Origin of the sequence: Pseudomonas sp. URMO17WK12:I7, from assembly GCF_003269045.1 — a bacterium.
Taxonomy (GTDB): Bacteria; Pseudomonadota; Gammaproteobacteria; order Pseudomonadales; family Pseudomonadaceae; genus Aquipseudomonas; species Aquipseudomonas putida_J.
Genome location: NZ_QLTL01000019.1, coordinates 38,048 through 51,824, shown reverse-complemented (window position 1 = coordinate 51,824; position 13,777 = coordinate 38,048). Strand labels below are relative to the sequence as shown.

Annotated in this window: 16 protein-coding genes and 1 pseudogene; 6 read left to right on the top strand and 11 right to left on the bottom strand. The window is 62.5% G+C overall.

The genetic code is table 11. From position 1 onward, the window contains the following. Positions 1-30: 30 nt before the first annotated feature. On the top strand, positions 31-1,254 hold the full coding sequence (locus tag H040_RS23030) for an amidohydrolase family protein (protein WP_027918773.1): 1,224 nt from the start codon (positions 31-33) through the stop codon (positions 1,252-1,254). Positions 1,255-1,265: 11 nt separating this feature from the next. On the opposite strand, the pseudogene H040_RS23025 reads toward H040_RS23030, so the two are convergent. Next, positions 1,266-1,778 (bottom strand): annotated as a pseudogene (locus H040_RS23025) (SDR family oxidoreductase); the annotation flags it as partial. A 60-nt stretch (positions 1,779-1,838) separates the two neighbouring features. On the opposite strand from H040_RS23025, the gene H040_RS23020 reads away from it, so the two are divergent. Continuing rightward, positions 1,839-1,964, top strand: coding sequence for a hypothetical protein (locus H040_RS23020; protein ID WP_256208062.1), 126 nt, complete (start codon positions 1,839-1,841; stop codon positions 1,962-1,964). Positions 1,965-2,045: 81 nt separating this feature from the next. Continuing rightward, positions 2,046-2,882, top strand: a complete 837-nt coding sequence (locus H040_RS23015) for an outer membrane protein OmpK (protein WP_027918774.1) — start codon at positions 2,046-2,048, stop codon at positions 2,880-2,882. A 22-nt stretch (positions 2,883-2,904) separates the two neighbouring features. Here the strand turns inward: H040_RS23015 and H040_RS23010 are convergent, their stop codons facing one another. Genes H040_RS23010 through H040_RS22995 form a run of 4 tightly spaced genes read right to left on the bottom strand, consistent with a single transcriptional unit; the run spans position 2,905 to position 6,431 of the window. Next, positions 2,905-3,834 (bottom strand): LysR family transcriptional regulator, encoded by a 930-nt coding sequence (locus tag H040_RS23010; RefSeq protein ID WP_027918775.1) that lies wholly within the window; start codon positions 3,832-3,834, stop codon positions 2,905-2,907. Positions 3,835-3,851: 17 nt separating this feature from the next. Further along, on the bottom strand, positions 3,852-4,361 hold the full coding sequence (locus tag H040_RS23005; protein ID WP_027918776.1) for a flavin reductase family protein: 510 nt from the start codon (positions 4,359-4,361) through the stop codon (positions 3,852-3,854). Between the two features lie 24 nt (positions 4,362-4,385). After that, complete coding sequence (locus tag H040_RS23000) at positions 4,386-5,417, bottom strand: methionine synthase (protein WP_027918777.1); 1,032 nt, start codon at positions 5,415-5,417, stop codon at positions 4,386-4,388. A gap of 27 nt (positions 5,418-5,444) precedes the next feature. Further along, positions 5,445-6,431 carry a DUF1852 domain-containing protein gene (locus H040_RS22995; protein ID WP_027918778.1) on the bottom strand — a complete coding sequence of 329 codons (987 nt, stop codon included), beginning with the start codon at positions 6,429-6,431 and terminating at the stop codon, positions 5,445-5,447. A 221-nt stretch (positions 6,432-6,652) separates the two neighbouring features. On the opposite strand from H040_RS22995, the gene H040_RS22990 reads away from it, so the two are divergent. Continuing rightward, complete coding sequence (locus tag H040_RS22990) at positions 6,653-7,786, top strand: aminotransferase class V-fold PLP-dependent enzyme (protein WP_027918779.1); 1,134 nt, start codon at positions 6,653-6,655, stop codon at positions 7,784-7,786. A gap of 85 nt (positions 7,787-7,871) precedes the next feature. Here the strand turns inward: H040_RS22990 and H040_RS22985 are convergent, their stop codons facing one another. Genes H040_RS22985 through H040_RS22970 form a run of 4 tightly spaced genes read right to left on the bottom strand, consistent with a single transcriptional unit; the run spans position 7,872 to position 10,239 of the window. Further along, positions 7,872-8,339: a DoxX family protein gene (locus H040_RS22985; protein WP_027918780.1), complete on the bottom strand. Its 468-nt coding sequence runs from the start codon at positions 8,337-8,339 to the stop codon at positions 7,872-7,874. Positions 8,340-8,349: 10 nt separating this feature from the next. Further along, positions 8,350-9,105: an HvfC/BufC N-terminal domain-containing protein gene (locus H040_RS22980; RefSeq protein ID WP_027918781.1), complete on the bottom strand. Its 756-nt coding sequence runs from the start codon at positions 9,103-9,105 to the stop codon at positions 8,350-8,352. After that, on the bottom strand, positions 9,090-9,935 hold the full coding sequence (bufB, locus tag H040_RS22975; RefSeq protein WP_027918782.1) for an MNIO family bufferin maturase: 846 nt from the start codon (positions 9,933-9,935) through the stop codon (positions 9,090-9,092). Before bufB ends, H040_RS22980 begins: the two co-directional genes overlap by 16 nt. Before the next feature lie 16 nt (positions 9,936-9,951). After that, complete coding sequence (locus tag H040_RS22970; protein ID WP_027918783.1) at positions 9,952-10,239, bottom strand: BufA1 family periplasmic bufferin-type metallophore; 288 nt, start codon at positions 10,237-10,239, stop codon at positions 9,952-9,954. Positions 10,240-10,434: 195 nt separating this feature from the next. On the opposite strand from H040_RS22970, the gene H040_RS22965 reads away from it, so the two are divergent. Beyond that, positions 10,435-11,016: a sigma-70 family RNA polymerase sigma factor gene (locus tag H040_RS22965; protein WP_027918784.1), complete on the top strand. Its 582-nt coding sequence runs from the start codon at positions 10,435-10,437 to the stop codon at positions 11,014-11,016. Continuing rightward, positions 11,003-11,644, top strand: a complete 642-nt coding sequence (locus tag H040_RS22960; protein ID WP_027918785.1) for a DUF1109 domain-containing protein — start codon at positions 11,003-11,005, stop codon at positions 11,642-11,644. The genes H040_RS22965 and H040_RS22960 overlap by 14 nt, the downstream gene beginning before the upstream one ends. A gap of 114 nt (positions 11,645-11,758) precedes the next feature. Here the strand turns inward: H040_RS22960 and H040_RS22955 are convergent, their stop codons facing one another. Both H040_RS22955 and H040_RS22950 read right to left on the bottom strand, forming a co-directional pair. Continuing rightward, positions 11,759-12,475 (bottom strand): murein L,D-transpeptidase catalytic domain family protein, encoded by a 717-nt coding sequence (locus H040_RS22955; RefSeq protein ID WP_027918786.1) that lies wholly within the window; start codon positions 12,473-12,475, stop codon positions 11,759-11,761. 95 nt (positions 12,476-12,570) lie between these two features. Beyond that, a complete protein-coding gene (locus H040_RS22950) occupies positions 12,571-13,605 on the bottom strand; it encodes a L,D-transpeptidase (RefSeq protein ID WP_027918787.1) in 1,035 nt (344 codons plus the stop codon). Positions 13,606-13,777 lie beyond the last annotated feature (172 nt).

Genomic DNA, 13,777 nt, shown 5'->3' with positions numbered 1-13,777 from the left:
GGGCCCGAGCTGACGTGAGGAGCAACGCCCATGGATATCATCTTTCGAAACGTGCGCATCGATGATGCGCAACCCTTGCTGGACGTGGCCGTGCACAATGGCAAGATCGCCCAGATCGCCCCGGCGATTGCCGCCCGTGCTGCGCAGGAAGTCGAGGGCAACGGCAACGTGCTGATTCCGGGGTTCGTCGAAGGCCACCTGCACCTGGAAAAGGCCAACGTCATGCAGCGCAAGGCCAATCGCTCCGGCACCCTGAAGGAAGCGATCGCGGTGACCGCCGCGCTCAAGCCGACACTGACCCGCGAAGACATCCTCGAGCGCTCGACCCAGGTCCTGCGCGCCCTCGTGCAGGCGGGCAGCAGCCATGTCCGCGCCCATGCCGAGTTCGACCCGGCACAGGGCTTTACGGGGCTCGACGTGGTGCTCGAGCTGCGCGAAAGGTTCCGCGACGTCATCGACATCCAGGTGGTCGCGTTCCCCCAGGAGGGCATCCTGAAACTGCCGGGCATGCAGGCCATGATGGTCGAGGCCATGGAGAAAGGCGCCGATGTCGTCGGCGGTATTCCCTACAACGACGATTCACCTTTCGATCACATCGATTTCGTCTTCGAACTGGCCAAACGCTACGGCAAGGACATCGACTTCCACCAGGACTTCGCCGATGACGCCGAGCAGATGACCATCGAGTATGTGGCCCGGCGCACCATCGCCGAGGGCTATCACGGCCGCGTCTGCGTCGGCCACCTGACCAGCCTGGCCGCGGTCGAGCCCGACCGGCAAGCGCGCATCATCGAACTGCTGCGCGAAGCCGACATCAGTGTGATGTGCCTGCCAGCCACCGACCTGCACCTGGGTGCCCGTGGCGACAGCCATAACGTAAGGCGCACACTGACCCCGGTGCGGGCGTTGCGCGATGGCGGCGTGAACGTCTGCCTGGCCACCAACAACATTCGCAATGCGTTCACCCCGTATGGCACGGGCGACTTGCTGCACATCGCGCAACTCGCCATCCCGGCCTGCCACCTGGGCGGCGCCGATGACCAGGCCACGGTGCTGCCGATGCTCACGACCCGCCCGGCCCGGGCCTTGGGGTTGCGCAACTATGGCCTGGAAGTGGGCAAGGACGCTGACCTGGTGCTGGTGGACACGCAGGCGGTCAGCGATGTGATACTTGATCTGCCGGCACGGCTGATGGTGCTCAAGCGTGGCAAGGTGGTGGCGACTGCGGAGCATCGGCGCTCAGTGGTTTTCTGAAGCGTGCGCCGTTATTGCTGCTGGCGCGTGGCACAGACCACGATCTCCCTGATGCATACCGATTGCGGCTGGCCATAGGCGAAGTCGATCACTTCAGCGATGTTGTCGGCGGTCAGCACGCCGCCCATGCCTTGTTTCGAGCTGTCGTGGCCCGCCTTGATGGCCTCATCGCTGGCGTGGCTGAGCAGTTCGGTCTCCACCGCGCCCGGCTCGATGGTGATCACCCGCACATTGCTCGGCGACAGTTCTTCGCGCAGGTTCTCGGACAGCCCGCTGACGGCGAACTGGGTACCGACGTAAGCGACATGGTTGGGGAACGTTTTGCGCCCGGCAACAGAGCTGACGTTGATGAGGGTGCCTTGCTTGCGCTCGACCATGCCGGCAACCACGGCATGGATGCCGTTGAGCAGGCCACGCGCATTGATGTCGAGCATGCGGTCCCATTCCCCAGGATCCTGGGTAGCGATGCTGCCCAGCAGCATCACCCCGGCGTTGTTGATGATCGCATCCACCGGGCCGAAGCGGTCGCAGCCGGGCTGGGCACGGCCATCGTCTCCGAATCACGGGCAGCCGAACACCGCGGTGTGCACGTAGAAGCATTGCCACAGCTGGACCTGCGGCGACGCATCGGCTTGTGTTATTCCGCCCAGGCGCTGGCGCTCGAAGGCGTTGCCCAACTGCGTGACGCGCTCGATTCGGCGGCGAGCTGAGAGGGCCTGCGGAAATTTGACAGCCACCGCCAGGCAAACTACTGAATAAGTGCCTGAAATCGCAATGTGAGGAACATGAACATGGAACGTACCCTGGCTTGCCTGCTGATCGCGAGTGGCCTGCTGGCGGCCGGGCAGGCCCTCGCAGGCGGAAAGGACCTGGCGCCAGGGCCAGTCGTCAACGACGGGCCGCTGCTCTGGCACAACGAAAGTCTGACGTATCTCTGGGGCAAGAACTACAAGGTCGACCCGCCCATCCAGCAAACCTTCACCTTCGAGAGTGCCAGCAACTGGACGTGGGGCGACATCTGGCTCTTCGTCGACCAGATCAACTACAACGGCAAGGACAGCGCCAACAACGGCAAGAGCAGCTATTACGGCGAGTTCAGCCCGCGCCTGTCGCTGGGCAAGATCACCGGCAGCGACCTGTCGTTCGGCCCGATCAAGGATGTGCTGATCGCCAGTACCTACGAGTTCGGCGAGGGTGATGTCGAGGCTTACCTGCTCGGCCCGGCCGTCGACCTGGCCATACCTGGCTTCGATTACTTCCAGCTGAACGTCTACTACCGCAAGCCCGACGGCAATCGCGTGCCCTCCGGCGCGTGGCAGGTGACGCCGGCCTGGGCCATCACGATCCCCGTCGGCAACTCGGACATCCTGTTCGACGGTTTCATGGACTGGGTCGTCAACAACAAGGACGCCAGCGCCAGCCACCGCAATCAGTCGGACTACCACGCCAACCTGCACTTCAACCCGCAGCTCAAGTACGACCTTGGCAAGGCCATGGGCTACGAGGCCAAGCACCTGTACGTGGGCCTGGAATATGACTACTGGTCGGACAAATACGGCATCAGGGACTCCAAAGGCTTCACCACCGATCAGAACACCGCAAGCGCCCTGGTCAAATATCACTTCTGAGGTTGCCCAACGGCAGCGAATGTCAGGCAGTGGGGCCTGACACCGCATTGACGCCTTCCAGCGTCGTAAAGGAAATGTCTTTTGCAGTGAGCAGGAAGTCACTCATGTACGGCACAGCGAGCATGTCGCTGCGCACCGCCGCGAACAGCGTCGCCTGCAAGCCTTTCTCGCCCAGGCGCCTGGCGATCACATAGCCGCGGGTGGTGTACTCGTGCACCGCCCAGTTCGGCAGGCAGCACACGCCACGGCCGCTGGCCACCAACTGCATCATCATCACGGTCATTTCTGCCGTGCGTACCTGGGCCGGCTCGATGTCAGCCGGGTCGAGGAAGCCGGTGAAGATGTCCAGGCGATTGCGCTCGATCGGGTAGGTGATCAGCGTCTGGCTGGCGATGTCGGCAGGTTCCACATACGCCTTTTCGCGCAGGGCATGATGCTTGTCGATGGCCAGCATGGCCTCATAGCCGAACAGCGGCACGTAGGTGATCCCGGGCAAGGCCAGCGGGTCGGACGTCACCACCAGGTCAAGATCCCCTCGCTGCAGCGCCGGCAACGGCGCGAACGCCAGGCCCGATGCCAGGTCCAGTTCAACCTCCGGCCAGGTGCTGCGAAACGCGTCCAGCGAAGGCATCAACCATTGGTAGCAGCTGTGGCACTCGATCGCGATGTGCAGCCGATCGGCCGTGCCATTGGCCAGCTTGCTCAGGTTGCGCTCCGTGGTGCGGATCAGCGGCAGCACCTGGTCGGCCAGTTGCAGCACCTTGAGGCCTGCGGTGGTGAAGCGTACCGGTTTGGACTTGCGCACGAACACCGGCATGCCGACGCGATTTTCCAGCTCCCGGAACTGGTGCGACAGCGCCGACTGGGTCAGATGCAGGCGCTCGGCGGCTTCGGGCATGCTGTCCGTTTCGCGCAAGGCATGCAGGGTGCGCAGATGTCTCAAATCGATCATGGGAAGCCGGCAAGCCCTCACGCCGCGCCAAGCGCGGCAAGGTTGCAATATTGTCCTTTGAAATACAGCAAGGGTTGCGTCACCGCAGTTTCTTGCACGCTCAGCGCCTTCACCTCACCTACTACGATCAGGTGATCCCCGGCAACGTGTTCGGCGTGAATCTCGCAATCCAGCCAGTGCAGGCTGCCCGCAATAAGCGGATTGCCAAACGGCGACGGCTGCCATTGAACGCCACGCCACTTGTCAGTCCCTTTGCGGGCGAACTGCTTGGAGATGCCGACCTGTTCACCCGACAGGATGTTGACCGCGAATCGACCCGCCTGGCGCATGCCGGGGTAACTGGCCGAGCCTGCCATCACACTGAACGAAACCAGCGGTGGGTTCATCGACACGCTGTAGAACGACTGGCAGGTGAAGCCGACTGGCTGGCCCTCGACCCACGACGTGATCACAGTAATGCCGGATGCGTAGTGCCCGAGCGCTTCGCGAAAGTGCAATGGCTCGATGGCCGTACTGGGAAGTGACATGTTGATTCCTGGCGGTCGGGTTCTTCAATGGCTCGCGAGTTCTTTGCGGACGATCTCTGCCCCCGCACTCAAGGCACTCAGCTTGCCGCTGGCCACCCGGCGCGGTAGCGGCGCCATGCCACAGTTGGTGCACGGATAGAGCTTGTCGGCATCGACGAATTGAAGCGCCTTGCGCAAGGTATTGGCGACTTCCTCAGGTGTTTCAATCGCGTGGTTCGCCACGTCAATGGCACCGACCATCACGTTCTTGCCACGGATGAGTTCGATCAGCTCCATGGGTACATGGGAGTTGTGGCACTCCAGCGAGATGATGTCGATGCTGGACGTTTGCAGCTTGGGGAAGGCTTCTTCATATTGCCGCCACTGCGAACCCAAGGTTTTCTTCCAGTCGGTGTTGGCCTTGATGCCGTAGCCATAGCAGATATGCACGGCCGTTTCGCACTCCAGGCCTTCGACCGCCCTTTCCAGGGCGGCCACACCCCAGTCATTCACCTCGTCGAAGAACACATTGAACGCGGGCTCGTCGAACTGGATGATGTCAACGCCGGCAGCCTCCAGCTCCCGGGCCTCCTGGTTGAGAATCCTGGCAAATTCCCAGGCCAGTTTTTCGCGGCTTTTGTAATGGCTGTCGTACAGCGTATCGATCATGGTCATGGGGCCTGGCAGCGCCCACTTGATCGGCTGCCGGGTTTGCTGGCGCAAGAACCTGGCATCCTCGACAAATACTGGCTTTTGACGCTCAACAGCACCCACCACCGTCGGTACGCTGGCGTCATAACGATCACGGATCCTGACCGTCTCACGTCGCTCGAAGTCAACACCGCTCAGATGTTCGATGAACGTGGTGACGAAGTGTTGGCGCGTCTGCTCGCCATCACTGACGATGTCGATGCCGGCGTGCTGCTGCTCTTGCAAGGCCAGGCGCAGCGCATCCTGTTTGCCTTCGATCAGTGCCTCATCTTGCAACTTCCAGGGTGACCAGAGTGTTTCCGGCTGCGCGAGCCAAGAGGGTTTAGGCAAGCTGCCAGCGGTAGAAGTAGGTAGCAGTTTTTTCATCGCAAATAACCTTGTATGCCTTGTCAATCAACGCGTGTAGTCAGCGGACCACTGCTCGAGCACCGCGTGGTAAGGCTTGATGAAGTGTTCTTCGACAAAGCGCCCTTGTTCGATGGCCAGCCGGCTACGTTCCTCGCGGTCGTAGACAATGCGAGTCAATGAGTAATCCTGGTGTTGCAGGCTGGGCTGGTAGGCTTTGCCTGCGGCGGAATTGGCATTGTAGATTTCCGGCCGATAGATCTTCTGGAAGGTTTCCATGGTGCTGATGGTGCTGATCAACTCAAGGTTGCTGTAGTCGCCGAGCAGATCACCGGAAAAATAGAAAGCCAAGGGCGCGACGCTGTTCGGCGGCATGAAGTAACGCACGTTCAAGCCCATTTTCTTGAAGTATTCATCCGTCAGTGAATACTCATCTTGCAGGTATTCAAAGCCCATTACAGGGTGCTGATTTTCAGTCCGGTGATACGTCTTGCTGCTTGAAACGCTCAGGCAGATGACCGGTGGCTTGGCAAATTGCTCTTTATACGCCGCTGAGTTGACGAAGCATTTGAACAGCTTGCCATGCAGTTCACCAAAGTGCTCAGGCGTGCTGAAGGCCGCCTGGTCTTTATTGTGGCCCAACAGTAATACGCTGAAATCATAGTCGCGCACGTAAGACGAAAAATTGTTCCCGACCATGCTGGCAACGCGCTCGCCAGTGGTGCGATCGACGACGTTGGTTTTCAGTATTTCAATCAACGGCAATGCATGATCACGGCGTTGCGCGGCGATGCTCATCTCGACGGAAATAATCTCAAGTTCGACGCTGTATCGATTTCCTTCGGGATTGTCCCAATGCGCCAAGGCGTTGAAACGGTTGTCAATCATCTTCAACGTATTGCGCAGGTTTTCCTGACGGCGTGCGCCTCTTGCCAGGTTGGCGAAGTTGGTGGTGATACGCGTGGTTTCAGCAGGACGATAGTGTTCGTCGAAACAGATGCTGTTGATGGAAAACTTGAAGTCTGTGCTCGTCATGGCTGACCGTCTCACTCGAATACTTAAATAATCTCCAATTGATGGGCATTCTAGGTTGTGGGTCTGATCGCATGGAACTGAATTGATTTCACAGCACCTTTAGCCACGCTCATGACGGCCTCGGCACCTTCAGTTGCAGGGGAAATTCCATTTAGTTCAAGAGACCTTTAGCGGCCAGGCGGTGGTCTATGCTGAACCTTCTCTGTCGAAGGAATTACCCCATGTCAAAGCTTTATCCCAGTATTGATCCAGAGGGGCTGATCGAGTACTCGGTGGTCTACACCGACCGCTCGCTCAATCATATGTCGCAGGCATTTCAAGGCGTGATGAAGAACATCTCCAGGACCCTGAAGCAGGTCTACAACGCCCAGGCCGTCGCGGTAGTCCCGGGCAGCGGAACATTCGGCATGGAATCGGTAGCGCGCCAGTTTGCCACCGGCCAGCCATGCCTGGTGATACGCAACGGCTGGTTCAGTTATCGCTGGAGCCAGATACTTGATATGGGCAACATCCCGGCGGCCACCACGGTGCTGAAAGCCCGGCCGGTCGATACCGGTCGCCAGGCTGCCTACGCCCCACCCCCTCTGGAAGAAGTGCTGGCGGCCATTCAGGCGCACAAGCCGCAGATTGTCTTCGCCCCCCACGTTGAAACCTCCTCCGGGATTATCCTGCCCGACGATTACCTGCGGGCCGTCGGCGACGCCGTGCATGCAGTCGGGGGGCTGTTCGTGCTGGACTGCATCGCCTCAGGCACGCTCTGGGTCGACATGCACAAGTGTGCAGTCGACCTGCTGATCAGCGCACCGCAGAAAGGCTGGAGCGCTTCCCCGTGCTGCGCCTTGGTGATGCTCAGTGCGTTGGCCCTTGAGCGCATCGAGCAGACGCAGAGCAGCAGCTTTGCCTGCGACCTGAAAAAGTGGCTGCAGATCATGCAGGCCTACGAACAGGGCGGGCATGCCTACCACGCGACCATGCCCAGCGATTCACTCGCGCGATTCAACGACGTGATGAACGAGATGCAAGCCTACGGTTTCGACAAGGTCCGCAGCGAGCAACAAGCGCTGGGCGATCGGGTGCGGGCCATGTTGACCGGCAAAGGCATCAAGAGCGTGGCCGCAGCCGGCTTTGAGGCCCCGGGCGTAGTGGTCAGCTACACCGATGACGCCGACATCAAGAACGGTAAGAAATTTGCCCGGCACGGCCTTCAGATAGCGGCTGGCGTGCCGTTGCAATGTGACGAGCCGGCCGACTTCCAGACCTTCCGCATTGGGCTGTTCGGGCTTGAAAAACTGCACAATATCGAGCGCACGCTCAGCACCCTTGAGCAGGCTCTGGACGAAGTGATGGCGGACTGAGCCCTCCTCCCCGGCGGCAGCCTCTGCCGAACGGCAGTACGCGTTCGGCGGCGGGCTGTAACGCCGCGAGGCAGGCACTCATCGGTCAGCGCACTTTCAGCAGGTGGTCCAGGGACAGCCTGCCCGCCCCCCGCGCGATCAACAGCAGCAGTAGACCCGCCCAGGTCAGGTGCGTGGGCCATGCATCGGGGTAGACGAACACTTCGATTACCGTGGTCATGCCCAGCAGCGCCAACGCCGACAGCCGTGTCATCAGGCCAAGCACCAGCAGCAGCGAGAACAGGTGTTCGGCGTAGGTGGCCAGGTGCGCCGCCAGCCAGGGGGACAGCAGCGGCAGCGCGTACTCGGTGCGAAACAGCTCGTAGGTCCCCGGTGTGATGGTCAGCCAGCCTTCGACCTTGGTGCGCCCGGAAAGGAAGAACACCGCGGCAATACCGAACCGGGCAACCAGGCACAAGACGGTATCACCAATGTGCTGTTGTACGGTGTCGGCAAGCCGGTTCCAGGTGTGCCGCAGGTTGCTGGCCAATGGCGTGGAGTGAACGCGGTCCATGGTGGTGTCCTCAAGCAAAGCTGAGCGGGCAGAAGACCTGTGCGCCGAGCAACCGGCCGAGCAGGTCGGTGAAGTCCAGGTCCGGTTGGGTGAGTTGGGCAAACTGTGAGGCCAGTTCAAGGGGCTGTCGGGCTGCGCAGGCTTGCAGGAACGCACAACCGCCCTTCTCCAGTGGTTGATGGCAAACGCCCTCGGGGCCGCCGACGAACAGCACGCCCTCGCCGGCCCAAGGGTGATCGTCCGCCCAGTCCAGTTGCTCGCGGCCGCAGCGCCAGAGGCTGTAGGCCGGATGCTGCTCGCACCAGTGCCAGCGGGCGCTGCCACGGGGGCGCATGACACTGCGCGCAAGGTCGCTGGCAGTCATGCCCGCCAGCTCGGCAAGGTCGAGGCAAGGTTCATCGAAGGCACTGAATGCCTCGCTCCAGCAGGCATCCAGCCGGGCGACTTCGGCCAGGTAGGGCAAGCCGTGTTGCGCCTGCCACTGCTCAAGGTAGTCTGCAAAGGCTGCGCCGTAGTGAATCAGCCGGGTATCGCTGGGCGGCACTTGCCGCGCATAGTCCGCTGCAGCCACTTCCATCCATTGGCGCCCGACCAGGGTCAGGATGCTGGGAAAGTTGGCGCACAGCGCCTCCACGCAACCGGCCATCACCGTGTTGCGGTACACCGCGAACGCCGCCTGTTCGGTGAGCGCCGCCAGCCCGGGCGCCGGGCGCCCCTGCAACGCTGCGACGAAGGCGTCCTGGTACTGGCTCAAGGTAAGCTGCATGGCTGCACTCCCGGACCGATCAGGGTCGACTGGGCCATGGCGCGTTCGCCAAGCAGCTCGGTGAACGGCGGAACATTGCCATCACGCTCCAGCAGCGTCGGGCGCGGGCTGACCCGTGCGATCAGGCGCCGGTAAAGCGCCCAGACGGGCTCGGCAACACGCGCATCATGGGAATCGATCAACAAGCCGGCTTGCGCGTCCTGGCTGTAGCCCGCCAGGTGGATTTCGCTGATGGCCTGCGCCGGAAAACGGTCCAGGTAGTCGGTGGCACTGAAGCCCAGGTTATGTGCACTGACGTACACGTTGTTAACGTCCAGCAGCAAGCCGCAACCAGTGCGCCGGGTCAGCTCCGCAAGGAAATCGATCTCATCCCAGTCGTGCCCTTCCAACTGCAGGTAATGGCTGGGGTTCTCGATCGAGATACGCCGTCCGAGCGCGTCCTGGCTGCGCTGGATGTTGCTGCAGATGCGGGCCAGGGCCTCGCTGCTGCGCGGGAACGGCAGCAGGTCGGGATGATAGTCGCCGCGCCAGGTCGACCAGGCCAGGTGCTCGGACACCAGCACCGGCCGGACCTGGTCGATCAGCATGCGTAACCGTTGCAGGTGCAGCGGATCAGGGTCGGCATCAGCCGCCAGCGACAGCGCCACACCGTGCAGCGACAGCGGATGGCGCTCGGCGATGCGCCTCAACCAGGCAAGGCGTGGGCCGCCGACCATGTAGTTCTCTGGGTGAACCTCGAACCAGAGCCCCTCGGCGCTGCACGCGAGGGCCTGGGCGTAGTGCTCGGCCTTGAGCCCGATCCCGGCGCCCAACGCTACATTGCCGTTCATGGTCGGCCTCCTCTGCTCAGGCCTTGACCGGAGTCAGCGAGCCCATGCCCGCTGGAGTCTTGATCGACGTGCAGGTGCCTGCCGGGACGTTTTTCCAGTGCATGCCGTCGTAGTCTTTCTTGGCAGAACCTGCGCAGGTGGTGCCGGCGCCTGCCTTGCAGTCGTTCTTGCCGGCCATGGCGACGCCATAGCATTTTTCCATGGCGGCGCCGCTGCCGGCCGGCTGGGTGGGGGTGGCCGCCAGGGCGGCACTTGCCAGCGAAGCGAGGGCCAGGGCGGCGGTGGCGAGGGCTAAGGTTTTCATGCTGAAGTCTCCAGGGTGTGTGGCCGTGGCACGTTTACCGGCGGCTCATGGAGTAGTTCGTGGCATGCCCGGATCGGGTTACAGCCCTGGAAAAATTTTTCGCTCAACCGGCTGCCGCCACCTAAGGTTTCAATCCAGGGGGCCGCCAACGGTGGGCTCACAGAAAATGCACCCACGGTGTAACCCAGGCGGCCCATGCAGCGAACTAACTCACAGGCACTGCTCGATGCGCGCGAAGCCCAGCTGCAAGCCTTGCTGCTGGCAGGCCTGGCGGGTGATGCGCAGGCTTACCGGGCATTCCTTGCGGACCTGGCACTGCATATCCGGGCGTTTCTGCGCCGGCGCCTGGCCCGGCGCCCTGCCGAGATCGAAGATCTGTTGCAAGAAGTGCTGCTGGCGGTGCACAACGCGCGGCATACTTACCAGGCGCAACAGCCGTTGACGGCGTGGGTGCAGGCCATTGCCCGCTACAAGCTGGTCGACTACCTGCGCAGCAGGGCCCGCCTGGAGGCGCACAGCACGCCCCTGGATGACGACGCCGAGCTGTTCGCCAGCAGCGATGCCGAGCCGGCTGAAGCCAGCCGGGACCTGGCCAGGCTGCTTGAACAGCTGCCAGCGCGCCAGCGGCTGCCGATCGTTCACGTCAAGCTGCAGGGGCTGTCGGTGGAAGAAACCGCGCAACTGACCGGGCTTTCCAGCTCTGCGGTCAAGGTGGGCATACATCGCGGCCTGAAGGCGCTGGCCAGGCTGATTGGAGGCAAGCATGAAAACCGATGACCTGATCAGCCTGCTGGCCGCAGGTGAAGGCCCGGTGCAGCGCAATGTGCCGAACAGGCGCCTGGGGCTGGCCGTGCTGCTTGGCCTGCTGGCGGCAGTGCTGATGACTGCGGCCCTTTACGGTGTGCGCAGCGACCTTGCCGAAGTGGCGCGCACCCCGCTGTTCTGGGCCAAGGTTGCCTTGCCTGGCAGCCTGGCGGCGCTGGGGCTGTGGCTGACCAGCCGGCTGGCCAGGCCGGGCGTACGCGGTGGCGTGGCCTGGGGGCTGCTTGGCCTGCCCTTGCTGCTGCTGTGGCTGGGCGCGGCGCTGAGCCTTGCCGGCGCCCCCCTCGATGCGCGCGCCGACCTGCTGTTCGGCCGCACCTGGCGCACCTGTGCGCTGAACATTGCCTTGCTGTCGCTGCCGGGGCTGGTCAGCGTGTTCTGGGCCCTGCGCGGCCTGGCACCCACCCGTTTGCGCCAGGCCGGTGCCGCAGGCGGCCTGCTGGCCGGGTCGACGGCCACCTTGGCCTACTGCCTGCACTGCCCGGAGATGGGAGTGCCGTTCTGGGGCCTTTGGTACGTCCTCGGCATGCTGCTGCCAACTGCGCTCGGCGCGTGGCTGGGCCCGCGCCTGCTGCGCTGGTAAGCCCTGCCCGCACGAAACCACTGGGTATGCCTGAGGGGGCGCCGCAACCAGCCGATGAACTGGGCGAACAGCTCCGATTGCGAGTTGATGTCCAGCCTCGCGCTGCCTCGCTCGCTATTTGCTGGCGATCGAGTGCCCCGCCAGCGGGCAGCTCTGGGCGTTGAGGAAGCGCGACGTCTTCAGCCAGTCCTGCTGCGGGTAGTAGGCAAACACATAGCTACCGCGCTGCAGCGTGTCGATCAGCTTGCCAGCAATGGCCGGCCGCACGGCAGGGCAGCCCTGGCTGCGCCCCAGGCGCCCCAGGCCGGGCACGACCTTGGGGTCGGCATAGGCGGCGGCGTGCATGACAATCGCCCGCGACATGCTGTTGTCGTTGAACCCCGGCTCAAGCCCCTGCAGGCGCAGCGAGCGGCCGTGCTTGCCGCTGTAGGTCTGGCCGGTCTCATACAGGCCGATGGAGGATTGGTAACTGTTCGGGGCATTGGAGAACAAGGTCGGCACATCGGCGCCGCTGTTCTTGCCATGGGCGACCCATTCCTCGAACAGCAGTTTGCGCGCGCGCAAGTCGAACACCCAGAGCCGCTTGTCACGCGAGGCCTTGGAGTAATCGATCACCGTCAGCAACTTGTCCGCCTCGCTGTGGCTGGCGCAGGCGTAGGCGCTCAGTGCCAGGGTCAAGGTCGAAAGGCTGGCGTTCGGCGCGAGCTGCTGCAGCTCGGCGGCGCTGGGCAGGGGTTGCGCCTGGGCACTGTGCCAGGCGCCGAGTAAAAACAGGCCAACACTGGCCACCGAGAGCCGGAGGGCGCCCTGCAAGGGATTGAAAATCGACATGGGTTACCCGGGTAAAGACCTGAACCTGTCAGCGAAAAATCCGCCGGTTTAAGGCCAAAAGCCACCACTTTGCTTGATTTCTAGCGCAATGCCGATCATTTCTTGACCAACGGCTTAAGTTTTTCATCGTCGTCGGTGGTGATCACAGTGAATTTGCCGTCGCTGCGAGTCTCCCGGGTAGACGCCCAATCGGTGATCACCAGCATCGTGCCGACATCCATCGCCGCGCGCAGATGACGGCGGAACTCCGCGTTGATGTTCAGTTGCCCCAGTTGTTCATAGGGCGTACTCCCGTATTCAGGGTTGCTCAGGCCCACCACCGACCACCGTAAGGGTAGCCCGTCATCGAGTGCCAGGGCGGATGGTTTTTGCAGCAGCGAGTAAACCGCCATGCCGCTGCGATGCTGGCTCTCTTCAATGGAAAGGGCGGGTGCCGAGCCGATCAACTGGCCACCGCGATACACGTAGGCACGCCGGTCAGCGCGGCTGATCAGGATCGACAGCGGCCCTGACGCCGGGTCCGGGTCGTTCCAGAACTGCTGGTTACTCAGTACCAGCGGGCCCTGGGCCTTGCCTGCGTTGACCGTAGGCGCCAGCACGCCGGGGTGGTAGACCTCCACCGGCGCACTGTGGGTATCGGAAACGATGACCGTGGTCGAACTGAAACCCGTGACCTCATACAGCTTCTTGGCAAATTCCAGCGGCAGGCGCACGCAACCATGGGAGGCTGGGTAGCCCGGCAGGTGCCCCGCATGCAGGGCGATACCGTCCCAGGTCAGCCGCTCCATATAGGGCATCGGTGCGCTGTTGTAGAGGCTGGACTGGTGCTCGACCTTCTTCTGCAGAATGCTGAATACCCCCGTGGGGGTTTCCCGGCCGGCCTTGCCGCTGCTCACGGTGCTGACGCCAATGGCGATGCCGTTGCGATAAACGTAGGCACGTTGCTCGGTGAGGCTGACCACCACCGTCACCGGCCCTACCGGCGAGACCTGCGGGTACCACAGAAACTGGCCAGGCTTTAGGCTGTCTAGCTGGCTCCTGAGTGCAGCCGGAGTGGGCACCTGCAGCGGCGCCGCCTCGACCAAAGTGGCGGCAAGCAACAGGCCTAGCGCTAGCGGTAGATGCGACATCGACTGACCTCCATGGCAACCTGCCACAAGCTTATTCTGAACACCCCTTGCAAGCCACTTGTTCAACACGTCGAGTGCGCGAGGTAACAACGGTGCACAGTGAACGTGCACATAATTCCCACATGAATGCTCAGGCAGCCAGGGACCTGGCTGGCATAAACGCGCCGGGACC

What these genes read in the sequence shown, in the direction of transcription:
- H040_RS22960 (WP_027918785.1), top strand. Translation starts at nt 11,003, where the DNA reads ATGAAAACCGATGACCTGATCAGCCTGCTGGCCGCAGGTGAAGGCCCG.
- H040_RS22970 (WP_027918783.1), bottom strand. Translation starts at nt 10,239, where the DNA reads ATGAAAACCTTAGCCCTCGCCACCGCCGCCCTGGCCCTCGCTTCGCTG.
- H040_RS23005 (WP_027918776.1), bottom strand. Translation starts at nt 4,361, where the DNA reads ATGTCACTTCCCAGTACGGCCATCGAGCCATTGCACTTTCGCGAAGCG.
- H040_RS23030 (WP_027918773.1), top strand. Translation starts at nt 31, where the DNA reads ATGGATATCATCTTTCGAAACGTGCGCATCGATGATGCGCAACCCTTG.
- H040_RS23010 (WP_027918775.1), bottom strand. Translation starts at nt 3,834, where the DNA reads ATGATCGATTTGAGACATCTGCGCACCCTGCATGCCTTGCGCGAAACG.
- bufB (WP_027918782.1), bottom strand. Translation starts at nt 9,935, where the DNA reads ATGAACGGCAATGTAGCGTTGGGCGCCGGGATCGGGCTCAAGGCCGAG.
- H040_RS22980 (WP_027918781.1), bottom strand. Translation starts at nt 9,105, where the DNA reads ATGCAGCTTACCTTGAGCCAGTACCAGGACGCCTTCGTCGCAGCGTTG.
- H040_RS22965 (WP_027918784.1), top strand. Translation starts at nt 10,435, where the DNA reads ATGCAGCGAACTAACTCACAGGCACTGCTCGATGCGCGCGAAGCCCAG.
- H040_RS22990 (WP_027918779.1), top strand. Translation starts at nt 6,653, where the DNA reads ATGTCAAAGCTTTATCCCAGTATTGATCCAGAGGGGCTGATCGAGTAC.
- H040_RS22995 (WP_027918778.1), bottom strand. Translation starts at nt 6,431, where the DNA reads ATGACGAGCACAGACTTCAAGTTTTCCATCAACAGCATCTGTTTCGAC.
- H040_RS22955 (WP_027918786.1), bottom strand. Translation starts at nt 12,475, where the DNA reads ATGTCGATTTTCAATCCCTTGCAGGGCGCCCTCCGGCTCTCGGTGGCC.
- H040_RS23000 (WP_027918777.1), bottom strand. Translation starts at nt 5,417, where the DNA reads ATGAAAAAACTGCTACCTACTTCTACCGCTGGCAGCTTGCCTAAACCC.
- H040_RS22985 (WP_027918780.1), bottom strand. Translation starts at nt 8,339, where the DNA reads ATGGACCGCGTTCACTCCACGCCATTGGCCAGCAACCTGCGGCACACC.
- H040_RS23015 (WP_027918774.1), top strand. Translation starts at nt 2,046, where the DNA reads ATGGAACGTACCCTGGCTTGCCTGCTGATCGCGAGTGGCCTGCTGGCG.
- H040_RS22950 (WP_027918787.1), bottom strand. Translation starts at nt 13,605, where the DNA reads ATGTCGCATCTACCGCTAGCGCTAGGCCTGTTGCTTGCCGCCACTTTG.